Origin of the sequence: Curtobacterium aurantiacum, from assembly GCF_018598555.1 — a bacterium.
Classification (GTDB): Bacteria; Actinomycetota; Actinomycetes; order Actinomycetales; family Microbacteriaceae; genus Curtobacterium; species Curtobacterium aurantiacum.
In genome coordinates this window covers 269200-286285 of the sequence record NZ_JAHEWN010000003.1, presented here as the reverse complement: position 1 = coordinate 286285, position 17086 = coordinate 269200, and the positions used below count along the sequence as shown (strand labels likewise).

At 71.9% G+C, this 17086-nt stretch carries 21 protein-coding genes; 11 read left to right on the top strand and 10 right to left on the bottom strand.

Annotated elements, in window-relative coordinates; all coding sequences use genetic code 11:
* The first annotated feature begins 49 nt into the window (after positions 1-49).
* The 3 genes from KK087_RS05015 (at position 50) to KK087_RS05005 (ending at position 2586) form a co-directional block, all read left to right on the top strand.
* Positions 50-934, top strand: a complete 885-nt coding sequence (locus KK087_RS05015; RefSeq protein WP_214564399.1) for a S26 family signal peptidase — start codon at positions 50-52, stop codon at positions 932-934.
* Complete coding sequence (locus KK087_RS05010) at positions 931-1785, top strand: LamG domain-containing protein (RefSeq protein WP_214564398.1); 855 nt, start codon at positions 931-933, stop codon at positions 1783-1785. The genes KK087_RS05015 and KK087_RS05010 overlap by 4 nt, the downstream gene beginning before the upstream one ends.
* Before the next feature lie 231 nt (positions 1786-2016).
* Positions 2017-2586, top strand: a complete 570-nt coding sequence (locus KK087_RS05005) for a manganese efflux pump MntP (RefSeq protein ID WP_214564397.1) — start codon at positions 2017-2019, stop codon at positions 2584-2586.
* 78 nt (positions 2587-2664) lie between these two features.
* Here the strand turns inward: KK087_RS05005 and KK087_RS05000 are convergent, their stop codons facing one another.
* Together KK087_RS05000 and KK087_RS04995 are read right to left on the bottom strand one after the other, a co-directional pair.
* Positions 2665-2997, bottom strand: coding sequence for a DUF4190 domain-containing protein (locus tag KK087_RS05000; RefSeq protein ID WP_214564396.1), 333 nt, complete (start codon positions 2995-2997; stop codon positions 2665-2667).
* Between the two features lie 97 nt (positions 2998-3094).
* Positions 3095-4498, bottom strand: coding sequence for a hypothetical protein (locus tag KK087_RS04995; protein WP_214564395.1), 1404 nt, complete (start codon positions 4496-4498; stop codon positions 3095-3097).
* 138 nt (positions 4499-4636) lie between these two features.
* Between KK087_RS04995 and KK087_RS04990 the strand changes: the two genes are divergently transcribed.
* A complete protein-coding gene (locus tag KK087_RS04990) occupies positions 4637-5359 on the top strand; it encodes an SDR family NAD(P)-dependent oxidoreductase (RefSeq protein WP_214564394.1) in 723 nt (240 codons plus the stop codon).
* A 16-nt stretch (positions 5360-5375) separates the two neighbouring features.
* Here KK087_RS04990 and KK087_RS04985 read toward each other — a convergent pair whose 3' ends face one another.
* The 4 genes from KK087_RS04985 to KK087_RS04970 form a co-directional block, all read right to left on the bottom strand.
* Positions 5376-6338 (bottom strand): AraC family transcriptional regulator, encoded by a 963-nt coding sequence (locus KK087_RS04985; RefSeq protein ID WP_214564393.1) that lies wholly within the window; start codon positions 6336-6338, stop codon positions 5376-5378.
* A 62-nt stretch (positions 6339-6400) separates the two neighbouring features.
* A complete protein-coding gene (locus KK087_RS04980; RefSeq protein ID WP_214530664.1) occupies positions 6401-6835 on the bottom strand; it encodes an F-actin-capping protein subunit alpha in 435 nt (144 codons plus the stop codon).
* Positions 6832-7023 (bottom strand): hypothetical protein, encoded by a 192-nt coding sequence (locus KK087_RS04975; RefSeq protein ID WP_214564392.1) that lies wholly within the window; start codon positions 7021-7023, stop codon positions 6832-6834. The genes KK087_RS04980 and KK087_RS04975 overlap by 4 nt, the downstream gene beginning before the upstream one ends.
* Complete coding sequence (locus tag KK087_RS04970) at positions 7020-7238, bottom strand: hypothetical protein (RefSeq protein WP_214564391.1); 219 nt, start codon at positions 7236-7238, stop codon at positions 7020-7022. The genes KK087_RS04975 and KK087_RS04970 overlap by 4 nt, the downstream gene beginning before the upstream one ends.
* A 245-nt stretch (positions 7239-7483) precedes the next feature.
* Here KK087_RS04970 and KK087_RS04965 point away from each other — a divergent pair, with 245 nt between their 5' ends.
* The 3 genes from KK087_RS04965 to KK087_RS04955 all read left to right on the top strand — a co-directional run bounded on the left by KK087_RS04965 (position 7484) and on the right by KK087_RS04955 (position 10290).
* Positions 7484-8176 (top strand): DUF6766 family protein, encoded by a 693-nt coding sequence (locus tag KK087_RS04965; RefSeq protein ID WP_307859984.1) that lies wholly within the window; start codon positions 7484-7486, stop codon positions 8174-8176.
* A gap of 129 nt (positions 8177-8305) precedes the next feature.
* Positions 8306-9649 carry a sensor histidine kinase gene (locus KK087_RS04960; protein WP_214564390.1) on the top strand — a complete coding sequence of 448 codons (1344 nt, stop codon included), beginning with the start codon at positions 8306-8308 and terminating at the stop codon, positions 9647-9649.
* A complete protein-coding gene (locus tag KK087_RS04955) occupies positions 9646-10290 on the top strand; it encodes a response regulator transcription factor (RefSeq protein WP_214564389.1) in 645 nt (214 codons plus the stop codon). Before KK087_RS04960 ends, KK087_RS04955 begins: the two co-directional genes overlap by 4 nt.
* Positions 10291-10373: 83 nt before the next feature.
* On the opposite strand, the gene KK087_RS04950 is transcribed toward KK087_RS04955, so the two are convergent.
* Positions 10374-10769 (bottom strand): MerR family transcriptional regulator, encoded by a 396-nt coding sequence (locus KK087_RS04950; RefSeq protein WP_214564388.1) that lies wholly within the window; start codon positions 10767-10769, stop codon positions 10374-10376.
* A gap of 95 nt (positions 10770-10864) precedes the next feature.
* Here KK087_RS04950 and KK087_RS04945 point away from each other — a divergent pair, with 95 nt between their 5' ends.
* Both KK087_RS04945 and KK087_RS04940 read left to right on the top strand, forming a co-directional pair.
* Positions 10865-11566 carry an SDR family oxidoreductase gene (locus tag KK087_RS04945; RefSeq protein ID WP_214564387.1) on the top strand — a complete coding sequence of 234 codons (702 nt, stop codon included), beginning with the start codon at positions 10865-10867 and terminating at the stop codon, positions 11564-11566.
* 158 nt (positions 11567-11724) lie between these two features.
* Positions 11725-12711 carry a matrixin family metalloprotease gene (locus KK087_RS04940; RefSeq protein WP_214564386.1) on the top strand — a complete coding sequence of 329 codons (987 nt, stop codon included), beginning with the start codon at positions 11725-11727 and terminating at the stop codon, positions 12709-12711.
* A gap of 102 nt (positions 12712-12813) precedes the next feature.
* On the opposite strand, the gene KK087_RS04935 is transcribed toward KK087_RS04940, so the two are convergent.
* The gene (locus KK087_RS04935) at positions 12814-13464 is read right to left on the bottom strand and encodes an SDR family oxidoreductase (RefSeq protein WP_214564385.1); all 651 of its coding nucleotides are present in this window, start codon (positions 13462-13464) and stop codon (positions 12814-12816) included.
* A 143-nt stretch (positions 13465-13607) separates the two neighbouring features.
* Here KK087_RS04935 and KK087_RS04930 point away from each other — a divergent pair, with 143 nt between their 5' ends.
* Both KK087_RS04930 and KK087_RS04925 read left to right on the top strand, forming a co-directional pair.
* Positions 13608-14093 carry a DUF4126 family protein gene (locus KK087_RS04930; RefSeq protein ID WP_214530655.1) on the top strand — a complete coding sequence of 162 codons (486 nt, stop codon included), beginning with the start codon at positions 13608-13610 and terminating at the stop codon, positions 14091-14093.
* 102 nt (positions 14094-14195) lie between these two features.
* The gene (locus tag KK087_RS04925; protein ID WP_214564384.1) at positions 14196-15167 is read left to right on the top strand and encodes an NAD-dependent epimerase/dehydratase family protein; all 972 of its coding nucleotides are present in this window, start codon (positions 14196-14198) and stop codon (positions 15165-15167) included.
* 9 nt (positions 15168-15176) lie between these two features.
* On the opposite strand, the gene KK087_RS04920 is transcribed toward KK087_RS04925, so the two are convergent.
* Positions 15177-16370 (bottom strand): MFS transporter, encoded by a 1194-nt coding sequence (locus tag KK087_RS04920; RefSeq protein WP_214564383.1) that lies wholly within the window; start codon positions 16368-16370, stop codon positions 15177-15179.
* Complete coding sequence (locus tag KK087_RS04915; protein WP_214564382.1) at positions 16367-17065, bottom strand: carboxymuconolactone decarboxylase family protein; 699 nt, start codon at positions 17063-17065, stop codon at positions 16367-16369. Before KK087_RS04915 ends, KK087_RS04920 begins: the two co-directional genes overlap by 4 nt.
* Between the last annotated feature and the right edge of the window lie 21 nt (positions 17066-17086).

Sequence of the window (17086 nt, the reverse complement as noted above, 5' to 3'; positions counted from 1 at the left end):
CCCCCCCCCCGCATGACCCGCACGACCCCGACCTCCCGGAGCAGAACCCATGAGCCAGACCGCAGCGATCCCGCTCAGCGGAATGCTCGACCGCCCGGTCCTCCGCGGCCGTGAGGTCACCCGCTCCGAGACGGTCCTCGCCTGGACGGTCGCAGCGGTCGCCGCCGTCCTGCTCGGCGCGGCGGCCCTCTTCCTCTCGTCCGGCGGTCGCTGGTTCGTCGTCGAGACCCCCTCGATGGGCGAGGCCGCCCCGGTCGGCACCCTCGTGCTCGACCTGCCGGTGGACGTCTCCACCCTGAACGTCGGCGACATCGTCTCGTTCGAGACCTCCGCCAACCCGGACGTCGTCTACACCCACCGCATCGTCTCGATCGACGCGGACGGTGGACTCCACACCCGCGGCGACGTCAACGGCGCGGTCGACCCGTGGACGCTCACCCAGGCCGACGTCATCGGCACCCCTGCACTCCTGGTCCCGCACATCGGCTGGCTGCTCCGCGCCGCGCCGATCCTGCTCATCGGCACGCTGATCATCCTGACCCTGACCAGCGCGTTCACCGACCGGGTGACCCGCACCTGCCTGCGCATCGCCGGCGGCGCCCTCACCACCGCGTACGCGGCGTTCGTCCTCAAGCCCTTCGTCAACGTGACGACGATCACGAACACCTCGAGCCCGACCGGGGTCGAGGCCACCGTGATCTCGTCGGGGATCTTCCCGGTCCGCGTCGACGCCCACGGCGGCAACAGCGTCCACCTGGTCGACGGCGAGATGGGCAAGGTCGTCATCCACGAACTGACGGAGAACGGGCACTACCAGCTCATGTCGAACATCGACCTCGACCCCCTCGGCTGGGTCGCGCTGATCGCCGTGTGTCTCGTGCCCCTCGTCGCGTGCCTGGCCGTCGGTCGGGTCGAGGCGGTGCGTCCCTCGTGATCCGCCGCCTGCGCGACGGTCGTGTCGTCGCCGTCCTCCTGGTGGCCGCCCTGGCCGTCGTCGTCCTGCTGAACCAGTTCGCCCCGACCCGCTCGGCCTACAGCGCACGCGTCACGAACAGCGCGAACACCGCGGCGACTGCCCCGTACTTCACGTGCACGGGTGCCGTCGGCGCCGACACCGCGAACGCCCTCTTCGCCTACCGCCTCACCGAGGCCTCGGGTTCGCGGACGGCCACCGACTGGTCGGGTCGCGGCGCGAACGGCACCTACCAGGGAGCCATGACGGCGACCACGCCGAGCCCGAACGCCTGCCCCCGCGACGCGGGCAGCGCCTACGCGCTCAACGGCTCCACGAGCTACGTCTCCACTCCGCGGTCGTACGCCAACCCGACGACCTTCAGCGAGGAGGTCTGGTTCCGGACCACCGTCGCGGGTGGCATGCTCATCGGCTTCGGCAGCAGCCAGACCGGTGCATCGAGCCAGCACGACCGGAAGCTCTACCTGACCACGAGCGGACAGCTCGCCTTCGGCACCTACACCGGCAGTGCCACCCAGGTGCTCACCACGCCGTCGGCCGTCAACGACGGCAAGTGGCACCACACGGTCGCGACGATGTCGCCGACCAACGGCATGCGCCTCTACGTCGACGGCAGGCTCGTCGCGTCGAACACCGCGTTCAAGGCCGCGGAGAGCTTCACCGGCTACTTCCGCGTCGGGTACGACATCGTCAGCGGCTGGCCGGGCTCCTCCGCCAACCCCTACTTCACCGGCTCGATGCGGTACGCGGCCGTCTACGGGACGGAACTGACGGCCAGCCACGTCGCGGCGCACGCGGCCGCCGGTTCCTGACGCGCTGACTGACGGCCTGGAGGCGCGTGGCCGTGCCCGCCCCGGGCCTCCAGTCCGTCCCCCGGTCGCGCCGAGAACGTGGGCCGCCTTGCCGGACCGGGCCCACCAACCCCTGGATTCGGGGCGACGAATCCCGCTGATCAGGCATTTTCATGCCCTGGACCGTGCCAGGATCGTCAGGTCCTGAGACGTCGGCGTCTCCGTCCGACCGTCTCGAAAGGCGCCGCTCCCATGTCGTTCTGGGCCCTCTTCCTCATCGCGCTCGGCGTCTCCGCGGACGCCTTCGCCGTCGCCCTCGGCAAGGGCCTGCACATGAAGCGCTTCGACGTGCGGCACGCGATCGTGATCGCGCTCACGTTCGGGGTGTTCCAGGCGGTGATGCCGTTGCTCGGCTGGCTGCTCGGGTCCGCGTTCGCGCAGGACATCGCAGCCTTCGACCACTGGGTCGCGTTCGGGCTGCTCGCGCTGATCGGCGGGAAGATGCTGTGGGAGGCGTTCTCGGGGCACGAGGACACCGAGCAGGACACCGATCGGCTGCCGGTCCGTCAGCTCCTCGTGCTGGCGGTCGCCACCAGCATCGATGCCCTGGCGGTCGGGGTCACCCTGGCGTTCCTGCCGGTGTCGATCGGCGGCGCGGTGCTGCTCATCGGGATCACGACCGCGGTGCTGTCGTTCATCGGGGTCGTCGTCGGGCGCCGGGTCGGGGCCCGGTTCGGCAAGCCGGCGGAGATCGCGGGTGGCGTCGTCCTGATCCTCATCGGCCTGAACATCGTGCTGGAGCACACCGGCGTCATCGGCTGAGGCCACGGTCCGGAACCCCTGACAGACGGGAGGCCCGTGGCGAGCTGCCACGGGCCTCCGGTCTGGTGCTGGTGGGCGTCAGTAGCCGCCCGTGCTGCCCGCCGGAGCGTTCGCGACGACAGCGATCACGAAGATCACCCAGATGATGCCGAAGACGATCGACACGGCGCTGATGATGACGCCGGCGAGGGCCAGGCCGCGGCCGCGCTCCCCGGTCTTCTTGATCTGCGAGAGCGCGATGATCGACACCACGAGGCCGGCGATGTTCACCACGAACGCCAGGACGAACCCGACGATCGCCATGACGTTGAAACGGTCGGACGACGGCTGCATCGGAGCGCCGTAGGGCTGCCCGCCGGCGGCGTAGGGGTTCGGGTTCTGCTGGTTGTGCTGGGGCGTGCCGTCACTCATGGCGCCGCGTCCTCTCTGATCAGGGATGTCTACACAGGGAACGTACAGGACTGGCGCGCGGTCGTGGGATCGTCGGGCCTGAGTTGCGGGACGGCCGTCAGATGTCGAGCACCCCGTCCACCGCGTCCGACCGGTCGGCGATGTGACCGCTGTCGATGTCCTCGTCCAGGTGTACGCCGACGTACGTCCAGTCCTCCACGTGCCCGGCGTCGTCGAACACCCGGTAGCGCCGGCGGAGCCGCAGGTACGGCACGGCGCTGTGTTCGAACGACACCACGACCTCGGTCGCGGGCCACTCCCCCTCGACGGTGACCTCGACGGCCCGGTAGGCGCTCGCCGACCGTCGGGGCTCGGGGTGGTCGCGGGTCCACAGGATGCCGGGCCGGTCGAGCGCCTCGAACACGCCCACGAGGTCCGCGACCGCGCGCTCCCGTGCGTCAGCGTCCAGGTCGTGCAGCGGCCAGCGCGCGCCCTCGACGTCGGTCAGGTCGAACCGCTCCGTCCACGGTGTGAGGGCCGCTTCCTGTCGGTCCTGCTCGTCCTCCCACGACGTCTCGTCCTCGTCGCTCGCGGGGCGGGACGGCAGGTCCCCCGTGGTCACGGTGGCGGGCAGGCCGCCGGTCACGTCGAGGTCCACCTCGCGGGAGACGTAGACGACGTTCCGGAACACGGACGCGTCGGGCGCCAGTCGCGGGCCCGTCGGTGCGTACCGGATGGTCACGACCGAGCCGGTGCGGTGAACGTCCTCGACCAGGTGGTCGACGGTGATCGTCGTCCGGCTGCCGTCGTTGCGGACGAGCACCAGTTCAGTCGACGGGGTCTGCAGGGGCGGAGCGGGTTCCGCCTGCGGTTCAGGCGGCGGGACGAAGCCGCCCTCGACGCCGCCGAAGCTGACGCTCCAGTACCGGGGCCCATCGTCGTCATCGTCGTCCAGCAGCTCGGGGTCGTCGTCCTCCGGCTCGTCGCCGGCCGCCAGCGTCGCCGCCCACTCCTCCGGCGACGGCCAGAACGGCTCCGACGGCGCCCACGGCAGGGTCTCCGGGTCGACGCCGTCGAGCGGGTCGTCCGAGTCCTCGTCGTCCTCGACTGCCTCGTCGTCCTCCGGATCCCCGAGGCCCTCGTCCTCGTCCTCACCCATCCACATCGACGCGTCACGTGGGTCGCCGATCCACAGCCCCTCGACGTCCGCCCCGAGCACCCGTCGATCCCCGAGGTCGACCGAGCACGTCACCCCGGTCGGCGTGACGTGCACGGCCGTCCGCGACTCTGTGTCGAGGTCGCCTTCAGCGTCCTCGCGCGACACGTAGACCACCCAAGCGCCCTCGTCGGTCGCGAAGACCCGGACCTCGTCGACCGCACCGTCCGGCAACGGGGCGTCCGGCCACGTCACCCACCGCACGTCGTCGCCCGTGACGATCGCCGCGACCGGCCGTGTGGCGTCCGGCACGATCGTCGCGTCACCGACGCCGACGGCGTCGATCGGCTCGAGGAAGCTGCTCATGCAGCGACCGTACCGCGGCCCTGTGGCCGGGCCGTGAACGGCCGGGAGGCCCATGGCGGGCCCGCACCGCGCCTCCCGTCCGCCCGTTGCCGGTCCCCCTGCCGGACCCGCCGCAGCGGTCGGGCGCATGATGGGCGGATGGCACGCATCCTCGTCACCGGATCCACCGACGGCCTCGGGCGGGGAACCGCCGACTCGCTGCTCCGCAGCGGACACGACGTCGTCGTCCACGCGCGCAACCCGGCCCGCGCCGAGGCGGTCGCCGACCTGGTGGAGCGGGGCGCCGAACTCGTCGTCGCCGACCTGGCGGACCGCGACGCCGTGATCGCCACCGCCCGGGAACTCGACGCTGGCACCCCGCTCGACGCCGTCGTGCACAACGCCGGCGTGATCTCCGGCCGTTCCCTGGTGCCCGTGAACGTCGTGGCGCCGTACCTGTTCACTGCGTTGCTCCGCTCGCCGGAGCGGCACGTGTACCTGAGCAGCGGGATGCACCGGGGCGGCCGTCCGCGCCTTGACACCGTCGACTGGACCGGCGCTTCGGAGACGAACTCGTACTCCGACACGAAGCTGTTCGTGACGGCGCTCGCCGCCGAGGTGCCGCTCCGACGCCCGGGCGTGCTGAGCAACGCCGTCGACCCGGGCTGGGTGGCGACCAAGATGGGCGGGGCCGGCGCTCCGGACGACTTCGAGCTCGGACACCGCACGCAGGAGACACTCGCGACCGAGCCGGACCAAACCGCGACGGGTGGTTACTGGTTCCACGGGGAGCGGCAGGAGCCGCACCCGGCGGTCGCCGACCAGCGGTTCCGCGCCGAACTGCTCGACGCGCTGGCGACGGCCACCGGCGTCACGCTCTGAGTCGCGCGCACCGTCGTCAGGAGCGGCGGAGCGTCTCGCTCGGGTACTCGCCGTGCTGTTCCGCGTACGCCCCGGAGAACCGCCCGGCATGCGCGAAGCCCCAGTACCGGGCGACGTCGGCGACGTTCGTCGTCGCCGGATCGGACGCCATCAGCTCGGTGCGGATGCGGTCGAGGCGCACCGAGCGGATGTAGGCGTTCGGGGACATGCCGAGTAGTCGCTGGAACGCGGCCTGCAGCGCGCGGAGGCTGAGGTGCGCCATCTGGGCCAGGTCGGAGGTGGTGATCGGCAGGTGCGCGTGCTCGTGGACGTACTCGACGACCTGGCGGATCCGACGGTGCTGCGGCAGCAGGAGTCCGGGTGGCAGGTCGGCGGTGGCGCGGGGGTAGAGCTCGAGCAGGGAGACCGCGGCCAGTCGCCCCATCTCGGCCTGCAGGAGCGGCGAGGCCTGCCGGTCCATCGTCGTCGACGAGATGAGCTGGACCGTCTGTCGCCACTGTCGTACCGCGTCGTCGTCGATCTGGGCGGTGTGGTCGAAGCGGCGGAGCGACAGCCCACGCTCGGCGGCGACCGCCTCGACGGCGGCACGGTTGACCTGGACGAGCCGTTGGTCGTAGTCCTCGAAGCGGAACGTGAACGCCTCGTTCGGCCACATCTGTGGCCGACCCGGCACGAGGTGGATGGCGCTCCCGCCGTCGCCCAGGATGCCGAGCCCGCGGGTGATCCACTGCACGACGAAGTCGTCGCCGGCGGGCATCTCGCCGGTCAGACGTCCGCCGAAGTGCACGGCGCGGAGCGTCATCGTCCCGTCGCCGGCCGCGGTGTACCGGTAGTCGAAGTCGTCCCCGGTGGTGTCGGCGTCCCATGCGATGCCGTCGTACGCCGTCGCGAGCGTCTGCTTCGCCGCCGCGAGGTCGGTTCCGCGTTCGTCGACGCGGATGCGGTCGGGCCGCTCGGGTTGCTCGGTGTGGTCGTCCATGGTCGCTCGAGCAGTAGTTTCACACCGCCGTTCGAGCACGGCGCACCATTGTCCAGAACGGGTCAGAAGAGCGCTTCGCCCTCGTACACCGCGAGCAGCATGGCCGCTGCCGTGCGGGCCGTCCTGGCCGGCTGCGCGGACCGGTGGACCGCTGCTCCGACCCGGGCACCCTGGACCAGGAGCGTCAGCGCCTGGCCGAGGTGCACCGGCAGCGCGGCGTCGGCACAGCGTTCCGCGATGTGGGCCTCGACCTGCCGGAGGTGTTCCTGCACGAGGTCCGGATCGCCGTGGTCGTCGCAGTGGGGCCGACCGCTCGTGCACTCGCGCTCGAGGTGGTCGAACACGGCCAGCACCCGGTCGCGGGGGTCCACGAACTCGGCTTCCCGCGCCAGGAGCCCCTGCATCCACTCCCGGTGCCGGGACCGGACGGACTCCGCGACGAGCTGCCGCACGGACGGGGCGGGCAGCTGCTCGACCACCGTGGTCGTCGTGCTCACGCGGTGACGAAGAAGTCCGCGTACGTGGGGTCCGCCGGTACGCCCCGCACGACGCCGGCCAACCGCCGTTCGACGATCGCGTCGAGTTCGGACGGCGGTGTCATCCCCCGCCGGCGCCACTCACCCGGTCGGCCGCGGAGCACGTCGAGGAACGGGTCACCCGGGACGTGACGGCTCGCCGCGCTCATGCGCCGAGGCCGATCACGACGACGGCCGCGGAGGCGGCGGCGGTGACGGAGACGATGCCGGTCGTGGTCGCGGCGACCATCAGCGCGCGCATCCGGGCCTGCTCGCGGACCTCGGTGAACGGGCTGCGCTCGGAGACGCAGCGCGCCCGGCGTGCCACGGCGGTCCGGGCGTGCCTCGGCTCGAGTCCGGACTCTGTGGTGGTGAACGTGGTCATGGTGCCCATTCCTCTCTGTGTCCTCGCCGCTGCCGGCGACCCGGTCGATCGGGCTGGGGACGACGGTAGGTCGCGCTCCGCCGCGGTCGCGGACGAGCGCCGGCCCACGGCGAAAGTCGGACAGCCCGGATGCGGAAGGTGTCCGGAACCGGCTGCGGCACCAGCGCGATCCGGCCAGGACACTCCTGCGAAGGCGTTCGTGGCGTCCGGACGAGGATGGCGGCACACGACGAACGGAGGACCGGGTGACCCTCGCCCTGCAGAACGGACCGAGCGGATGGCAGCGCGTGCGACGGCACGGCCTCCTCATCGCGAACGTCGCCGTCTTCCTCGGGTGCTTCGTCGGCATGGTGTTCGCCGGGTGGCGGGTGTCCGTGGCGGACGCACTCCAGCACGGCCAGGCCGTCGAGTCGCTCTGGGGGTTCCTGTCGAGCGGGGAGTTCGCCGAGGCCACGTTCGAGAACTGGGAGAGCGAGTTCCTGCAGATGGGCGCGTACATCGTGTTCACGGTGTTCCTGTTCCAGAAGGGCTCGAGCGAGTCCGAGCCCCTGGACGAGGAGAGCCCGCAGGACGAGGACCCCCGGGAGCACGCCGACGACCCGCGAGCTCCGTGGCCGGTCCGTCGGGGCGGGATCGTGCTCGTGCTGTACGAGAACTCGCTGCTGATCCTGTTCGCCGTGCTGTTCCTCGCCAGTGTCGTGGGGCACGTGATCGGTGGCGCTGCGGCCTACAACGAGGAGCAGCTCGAGCACGGCGGCAGTGTGATCTCGGCGTGGGGCTACCTGGGGACGAGCCAGTTCTGGTTCGAGTCGATGCAGAACTGGCAGTCGGAGTTCCTCGTCATCTCGGTGATGGTCATCGCAACCGTGTCCCTGCGGCAGCGTGGGTCGAGCCAGTCGAAGCCCGTGGCGGCGCCGACGGAGCAGACGGGCGCCTGACCGGACCCGGCTGACGACGATCGCGGGCTTTCCCCACCGACCACGGGGGCCAGCACCGGTGTGCGGGACGACCCCCGCGGCGAGGCTGGTGTCGGGCAATAAGCTCGTCACCGACACGAAGAGGTCCGCATGTACACCGCCGTCGCCACCCCGGGCGAACCCACCACCGTCCCCCGGTTCCGACCGTTCCGCGCCGTCGCCGACGCCAGCACCTGGCGGGCGTACGCGTTCCACGTGGCGCACCTGCCGATCGCGATCGGGGCGCTGGCCTGGTTCGTCGTCGTGCTGGCCGTCGGCATCCCGGTGTCGCTGACCTGGGTCGGACTGGTCGTCGCCGCGTTCCTGCTCGGCGGGTCGAACTGGTTCGCCGCGATCACCCGCCGGATGTCGGCCGCGCTGCTCGGGCAGACCGTCGTCGCTCCAGCACCGCCCCGGCGTGCGTCGACGCCGCTCGGCACCGCGTTCGCGCGGCTGTCGGACGGCCCGACCTGGCGGGCGTTCGCGTACCTGCTCGCCGGGTTCGTGCTGACCACCACCACCTTCGCCGTCTCGACCGCGGTGCTCGTCAGTGGTCTGGGCGCGATCACCCACGCGGCGTGGGGGCACTTCCTGCCGGCCCAGGAAGGTGCGGACGGCGAGCTCCACCACGGCGCGCAGTTCTTCGGCGTCTTCGTCGACACTCCGCCGCTGCAGGTCGCGTTCGCGGCGCTGGGCCTGCTCATCGTGCTGTTCCTCTGGCCGGCCGTGAACCACGGGCTCGCGGCGCTGCAGCGGGTCGTCATCCGGTCCCTGCTCGGTGCCACCGCCCGCGACCTGCGGCTCCGCCAGGTCACGGCATCCCGCGACGCCGCCGTGCTCGACGCCGACACCACCCTGCGGCGCATCGAGCGCGAGCTGCACGACGGCACGCAGGCCCGGCTCGTCGGCCTCGCGATGACCCTCGGCGACGCCCGTGACCGTCTGCAGACCGGCACCGACCCGGACGCGGTCACCGCACTGGTCGACCGGGCGCACGCCTCGACCAAGGAGGCACTGGTCGAGCTCCGCGCCCTGGCCCGCGGGATCCACCCGCCCGTCCTCGACGAGGGGCTCGAGGCCGCACTGGCCTCGGCGTGCTCCCGGACGCCGTTCCCCGTCGCGCTGTCGGTCGACCTGCCCGTCCGGCCGTCCCGCGTGGTCGAGGGGATCGCCTACTTCGGCGTGCTCGAGCTGCTGACGAACGTGTCGAAGCACGCCCACGCATCGGCCACCGCCGTCCGGGTCGGCATGCTCGGCACCGACCTGCTCGTCGAGGTCGAGGACGACGGCCACGGCGGCGCGCACGTCGCCCTCGGGACGCCCGACGGACACGGCACCGGACTCGCCGGGGTGCTCGAACGCCTGCGCGCCGTCGACGGCGACCTGCAGGTGGACAGCCCAGCCGGCGGCCCGACCCGCGTCCGGATGCGCATGCCGAGCGGAGCCGAACGGTGAGGATCGTCGTCGCCGACGACAACACGATCGTGCGGGAGGGGCTGACGTCCCTGCTGCGCGGTCGGGGGCACGAGGTCGTGCCGGTGTCGGACGGTGACGCCGCGGTGGCGGTCGTCGCGCACGGCGAGGTCGACGTGGTGGTGATGGACATCCGGATGCCGCCGACGCACACCGACGAGGGCGTGCGCGCGGCGATGCGGGTGAAGGACGTCCGGCCAGACGTCGGGGTGCTCCTGTTCTCGCAGTACGCCGAGGCCCAGTGGGCGCGGGCCCTGCTCGACGTCGCGACGGTCGGGGTCGGGTACCTGCTCAAGGACCAGGTCGCCGAGGTCGGTACCTTCATCGACTCGCTGCACCAGGTCGCCGCCGGCAACGTCGTGCTCGACCCGGAGGTCGCGTCCGCGCTGGTTCAGGCGCCACGTGCCACGAGCGGTCCGCTGGACTCGCTGACCGCCCGCGAGACGGACGTGCTCCGCCTGATGGCCGAGGGCCGGTCGAACGCCGCGATCGCGGACACGCTCTTCCTGTCCGGCGGGACCGTCGAGAAGCACGTCACCGCCGTCTTCACGAAGCTCGGGCTCGAGGCGACGCCGAACGAGAACCGGCGGGTGCTCGCGGTCCTGCGGTTCCTGGCGGACTGAGCGGGGCCCTGGACGGGCCGGAGGGCGGACGGGAGGCCCGTGGCGGGCCCGCACCGTGCCTCCTGTCCGTCCCGTCCCGCGTCTCAGGCCGCGACCGGCTCCGCAGGTCGCTCGCGCAGCGCCGGGCAGTGCTCGGCGGTGGGGTGCTCGGTGATCGCGATGACCTCGTCGAGTCGCCCCCTCGCCGCCTCGAGCTCGGCCAGCTGCGCGGTGATCCGGTCGCGCTCGGCGATGAGCAGGGCGAACGACTCCGGTGTCGACTCGCCGCGGTCGACGCACGGCAGCAGCTGCACGATCGTGCGGCTCGCGAGCCCGGCCGCGAACAGCTGCTGCACGAGCTGGACGCGCTCGACGGCCGCGTCGGCGTAGACCCGCTGCCCGCTCGGGGTGCGCGACGCCGTGAGCAGCCCCTGCTCCTCGTAGTACCGCAGCGAGCGGACGCTGACGCCCGTCTCGGCCGCGAGGTCCCCGATGCGCATGTGTGCTCCGATCCGGGCTTGCCCCTGACATGGATGTGAGGTCTTAGCGTAACCGAGCCACCGTGGGACACACCCGCGCGGCAGGAGGAGACACCATGGACATCGCTGGATCGGTCGCACTCGTCACCGGCTCGAACCGCGGCATCGGACGCCGCTTCGCCCTGGAGCTGCTGGAGCGCGGGGCCACCAAGGTCTACGCGACCGCACGCCGCCCCGAGCTCGTCGACGTCGAGGGCGTCGTCGCGCTGCCCCTCGACATCACCGACCAGGCATCGGTCGACGCGGTGGCCGTCGCTGCGGGTGACGTCACGCTGCTCGTCAACAACGCGGGCATCTCCACGCAGGGGTCCCTGGTGACCGACGACCTGGCCATCGTGCGCGCCGCGATGGACACGCACTTCTGGGGCAGCCTGTCGATGATCCGCGCCTTCGCGCCGGTCATCGAGCGGAACGGCGGCGGCGCGATCGTCAACGTGCTGTCGGCGCTGTCGTGGTTCGCGGCCCCCGGTGCGGGTGGGTACGCGGCGGCGAAGGCGGCCGAGTGGAACATGACGAACGCGGTCCGGCTCGAGCTCGCCGACCGTGGCATCAGCGTGCAGGGCCTCCACCTCGGCGCGGCCGACACCGACATGATGGCCGACTACGACGGCCCGAAGACGGACCCGACCGACGTGGCACGCCTGGCGCTGGACGGTGTGGAGCAGGGCACGGCCGAGGTGCTGGTCGACGACTGGAGCCGCATGGTGAAGGCGTCGCTCGCCGACGCACCGGAGCGCTTCTACTCGCAGATGGCCTGAGCATCCCCCGGCGGCTGGGCACGCGCTCCTGACCGGACACGCGCCCCTGACTGGGGGCGTGTCCTCGCAGCGCAGTCCTGGACCCGGTGCGGGGTGATCAGCGAGCATGGACCCCGATCAGGAACGGGGGGCACGTCGCCCGCCGCTGGAAGGGAACCATGCGTCCAGTCAGGAACGCACTCAGCGCCGGGGCGATCGTCGCGATCCTCGCAGGCCTCACCATCACCGCGGCACCCGCCCAGGCGGCGACCCCGGGGGCCGGCACGAGCTGTGCCCCCGGGACGCTCTCGGTGCAGACGCTCGAGACCGGCTGCACGGCGACGTCCGGCACCGTCGTCACGCCCGACGGCCGCACCTTCGCGCTCCCCGCACCGGGTGAGAGCGTCATGGCGAGCAGCTCGGCCGCGCCCGGCGCAGCCGAACTCGCCGACGTCCTCATCGCGAACAACGGCTCGGCCGGTGTCGCCGTCCGCGTCGACGAGGCCTGGACCGGCTCGGCCCCCGCCGTCGAGCAGGAGCGCGTCCAGAGCGCGACCGCCACGACCCAGGCGGCCCCGAGCGCCGCGACCGCCGCGAGCACGAAGTGCACGAGCACGGCGTGGGCCCCGTCCGGCTACAGCTGGGCGAGCACGGTGAAGTGGTACTACAACCAGACCGACCAGAAGTCGACGTACGCCAAGGACGCCCTGCGCAAGGGAGCGAACGCGTGGATCGGCACGATCTCGGCCTGCGACCGCACCGTGACGTCGACGGCCAAGAACGACTACCTGCGCCTCGCGACCCAGAAGCCCAACCTCACCGACCAGGGTGGCTGCTCGCGGAACAACGGCTACAACGTGATGGGCTGGGGCAAGCTGCCCACCGGCACGCTCGGCGTGACCTGCGTCTGGTTCGACGGCAACGGCAACGCCCGTGAAGCCGACCAGCGCTACGCCACGGGCTTCAAGTGGAGCTCGACGGCCACCTGCTCGGGAGCACGCTTCGACACCCAGGTCGTCGCGACGCACGAGTGGGGCCACCTGTACGGCCTCGACCACGTCGCGACCGGCACCGGTCAGGTCATGGAGCCGTCCGGCGGGTACTGCGAGCTCGAGGGGCGCACGCTCGGCCGCGGTGACATGACGGGCATCTCGACGCTCTACTGAGCTCGACGCTCTCGTGGGACAGCGACGGGGTCGCGGCGGAGAACCGCCGCGACCCCGTTGTGCTGTTCCGGATGTCCGCCGGAACTGGTCGTCCGGCCTCGCTCAGACCGCGTCGGCGCGCAGGAAATCCGCCACCGGGGTCGACCCCGTGTTGAAGCGGAAGGTGTTGCCGGCCGTGCCGGGGTGCTCGACGACGTCGGCGAGCACGTGCGCCACGTCGCCGCGCGGCACCTGGGTCGACGAACCGTCCCAGTCCACGGACCCGGTCGGCTCGTCGTCGGTCAGGGTGCTCGGCGCGACGATCGTCCACTGCAGCCCCGAGTCGCGGAGCACGGCGTCGGCGATCATCTTGGACTGCGCGTACGCGAAGAAGTCCTGGTCCTGCGGGATCCCGTGGTCGAGCTGCGAGCCCGAGAACGACACCATCACGTAGCGGTCGACCCCGGCCTGCTTCGCCCCCTGGATCGACAGGACGGCGGCGTCGCGGTCGATGGCCCACGTGCGGTCGACGGAACCGCCACCGGCACCGGCCGACCAGACCACGGCGTCGTGCCCGCGGACGAGCTCGGCGAAGTCGTCCAGGGTCAGCTGCTGGATGTCGGCGACGTGCGGTTCGCCGCCGTGTGCCCGGATCTCGTCGGACTGGTCGGCGTTCCGGATGACGGACGTGACCGTGTGTCCGCGCTCGGACAGGATGCGGGTGGCGAGGAGTGCGACCTTGCCGTGGCCGCCGAAGACGATGACGTTGCTCATGGGCCGGACGCTACTCGGAGCGGCTCCGTGCCCGGGGAACGCCGGCGATGGCGCCTGGCGCCCGGCGCGTCTCGTGCGTCTCGATGCTCGGAACACCCGAGGTCAGCGTGCGTACCGTCGGGGGCAACACGACAGGAGTCACGATGAGCAAGCAGCACGAGCAGCACACCCTGGTCCGCACCCTGGTCCTCGGCATCCTGAGCGGCGGCCGGAGTGCCACCCCGCTCGCCGTCCTCGCACTGAACCACGACCGGTCCTCGTTGAAGGGCTCGTGGCAGCAGTGGAAGGTCTTCAGCACCCCGGTCGGCCGCGGGCTGCTCGTGGCCTCCGCCGTCGGTGAGCTCATCGGCGACAAGCTGCCGAAGACCCCGAACCGCATCGCCCCGTCCGCGCTGCTCGGCCGCGTCGCGTCCGGTGCCCTCGCCGGCGCCGCGCTCGGCACCACGGGCAAGCGCGACCTGCGCATCGAGGGTGCGATCCTCGGTGGCGTCGGCGCCCTCGTCGGCAGCTTCGTCGGCTGGGGTGCGCGCAAGCTCCTCGGGGGCGCGGGCCTGCCCGACCCCGTCGTCGCGCTCGCCGAGGACGCCGCGACCATCGCCGGCTCCGTGAAGGTCATCACCGCCGACTGAGCGTGCCGCTTGCGCGTTTCGTGAGCAGGAACGGTCGGGTCGCACCGCCGCACCCGACCGTTCCTGCTCACGATCCGCACGCCGCGGCCTACGGTGGCCCCCATGCACATCGTCGTCATCGGAGCCACCGGCCACATCGGCTCGTTCCTCGTTCCCCGTCTCGTCAGCGCCGGCCACCGGGTCACCGCCGTCACCCGCGGCACGAGCACCCCGTACGCCGACGCCCCGGAGTGGCAGCAGGTCGAGCGGGTCACCGCCGACCGCGAGCACGAGGACCGCGACGGCACCTTCGGCTCCCGCATCGCCGCGCTCGGCGCCGACGCCGTCGTCGACCTCGTCTGCTTCACCGAGTCCTCGGCCGCCGCGTTGGTCGATGCCCTCCGTGGCTCCGGCACCCACCTGGTGCACTGCGGCTCGATCTGGCTCGCCGGCGTCTCCCACGTGCTGCCGATCACCGAGCAGAACGCGACCCCGCCGTTCGGCGACTACGGCGTCCAGAAGGATGCCATCGCCCGGATGCTCAAGGAGGAAACCGCATCAGGCGGTTTGGTCACGACGTCGCTGCACCCCGGTCACATCAGCGGTCCGGGCTGGACGCCGATCGGTCCGCTCGGCAACCTCGACACCTCGGTGCTGACGAAGCTGTCCGCCGGCGAACCGCTCGAGGTCCCCGGTCTCGGCGCCGAGACGATGGCACACGTGCACGCCGACGACGTCGCGCAGGCGTTCCAGCTCACCGTCGAGCACCGCGATGCGGCGGCGGGCGAGGACTTCTTCGTCACGGCCCCGACGGCGCTCACCGTGCGCGGGTACGCCCACCTGGCAGCGTCGTGGTTCGGCCAGGAGGCCCGGCTCGACCCCGTCACGTGGGACCGGTTCCGCGAGACCACGGCTCCGGAGCACGCTGACGCCAGCTGGGAGCACCTGTCCCGCAGCCAGGTCTTCAGCACCGAGAAGGCGAGTCGTCTGCTCGGGTACGCACCGGCGTTCACCGCCGAGGAGACCGTGCTGGACGCCGTGCGCTGGCTCGTCGACCACGGTGAGCTCGAGGTCACGAACCCCCTGGTCCGCTGAGCCCCGCGGTCAGGCCCGCTCCGGCTCGACCACGAGCCCACGGTTCCGGTGCACGGCCCAGACCGTCGCGGCGAACCCGGCCAGCACTGCGGCACCGATCGTGACCGCCGTCCAGCCGCCGGTGTTCCACAACACCGACGCCAGGGCGGAGCCGATCGCGCCGCCGACGAAGTTCGAGGTGACGAAGGCGGTGTTGAGCCGGCTGCGCGCGGCCGGGTCGACCGAGAAGAGCCGGGTCTGGTTGAGCACGTTCGCGGCCTGCACCGCGACGTCGAGCAGGAGCACCGCGAGCAGCACCACGACGATCGACTGCGCACCGATCCCGGCCACGACCAAGGAGACGAGCAGGAGCACGATCGCTCCCCCGGTGACGGGCACCGACAGCCCGCGGTCGTGCAGTCGCCCGACCCGCTGCGCCGCCACGGCACCCGCGAGCCCCACCAAGCCGACCAGCCCGATGCTGCTGGTGGAGAAGTCGTAGGGGTCGCTGCTCAGCAGGAACGTCAGCGCGGTCCAGAACATCGTGAAGACCGCGAAGACCGTCGAGCTGATCACCAGGGTGACCTGCACGGTCCGGTGGGTCCGGACCGCGCGGAACACCGAGAGGATGAGCTGCGGGTACGGCACCCCGCCGCGGGCTTCGAGCTCCGGGACGGCCCGCCGCAGCAGCACGGCGAGGACGACCGCGACGACGGCGGCGAGCACGTAGATCGCGCGCCACCCGAAGGCGTCCGCGACCAGGCCGCTGATCGTCCGCGACACCAGGATGCCGGTGAGCACCCCGGACGCGATCGTGCCGACCACGCGTCCGCGCTGCGCGGGGTCGGCGAGGTCCCCGGCCAGCGGGATGAGGAGCTGCCCGGCGACCGTGGTCAGCCCGACCAGCGCCAGGGCGACCAGGAGTGTCGTGAACGTCGGGGCGATCGCGGCGAGGAGCAGCGCGACCGCGGAGGCGACGAGCACCCAGGGGATGAGCCGTCGTCGGTCGAGGACGTCTCCGAGCGGCACGACGAGCAGGATGCCGAGTGCGTAGCCGACCTGGGTCAGCGTCACGAGCAGCCCGGCGAGCGATGCCGAGGTGTCGAGGGTCGAGGCGATGTCGTCCAGCAGCGGTTGGGACCAGTACAGGTTGCCGACGGCCGCTCCCCCGGCGACGGCGAACAGCAGGGTCCGGCCCGTCGACATCGAGTGGTCCGTGGTCATGCTGCGGGTGCTCCCTCGTCCAGGGCGGCCAGGGCGTTCAACGTGCGCGGGTAGCCGATGAGCGGGACGAGCACGGTGAGGACGTCCAGCATCTGCTGCCGGGTGTTCCCGACGTTCAGGTTGCCTGCGACGTGCCCCTGCACCTGTGCGTCGGCCCCGCCGAGCGCCGTGAGCACGGCGAAGGTCAGGAGTTCACGGGTGGGCAGCGACAGCCCGTCACGTCCGACGGTATCCCCGAAGCAGTTGCCGGACAGGAACCGCTGGAAGTGCACGGCGTCCGCGGGAGCGTTCTCGTACATCGCGTCGACGCGGTCCGCGCCGACGACGGACCCCTGCACCGCCCGGCCGCGCTCGAGTCGGTCGGCCGGGGTCGTCGTCGACTGTCCGGGCAGCGGCAGGGCGACCCCACGGGCGACGAGCACCGTGTTGGTGATCGTGAGGAAGTCGCCGACGCGTGCGGAACCGACGTAGGCAACGGCCTGGTACACGATCTCCTTGACCTCGGTGGGTGACAGTGGACCGTCGAGCGCCGGGGTGAGCAGGTCGCGGAAGGCCGTCGGTGCTCCGGCCGCGATCGTCGCACCGAGTTGGACGACCACGCGGTCGTGCTCGCTGAGCGAGGCGTTCCGCAGGGTCTCGTCCACGAAGTCGGCGTGGTACCGGGCGAACTCGGGGTCGGTGTCGGCGAACGTCATGTCCTCGACGCTAGGGCCGAC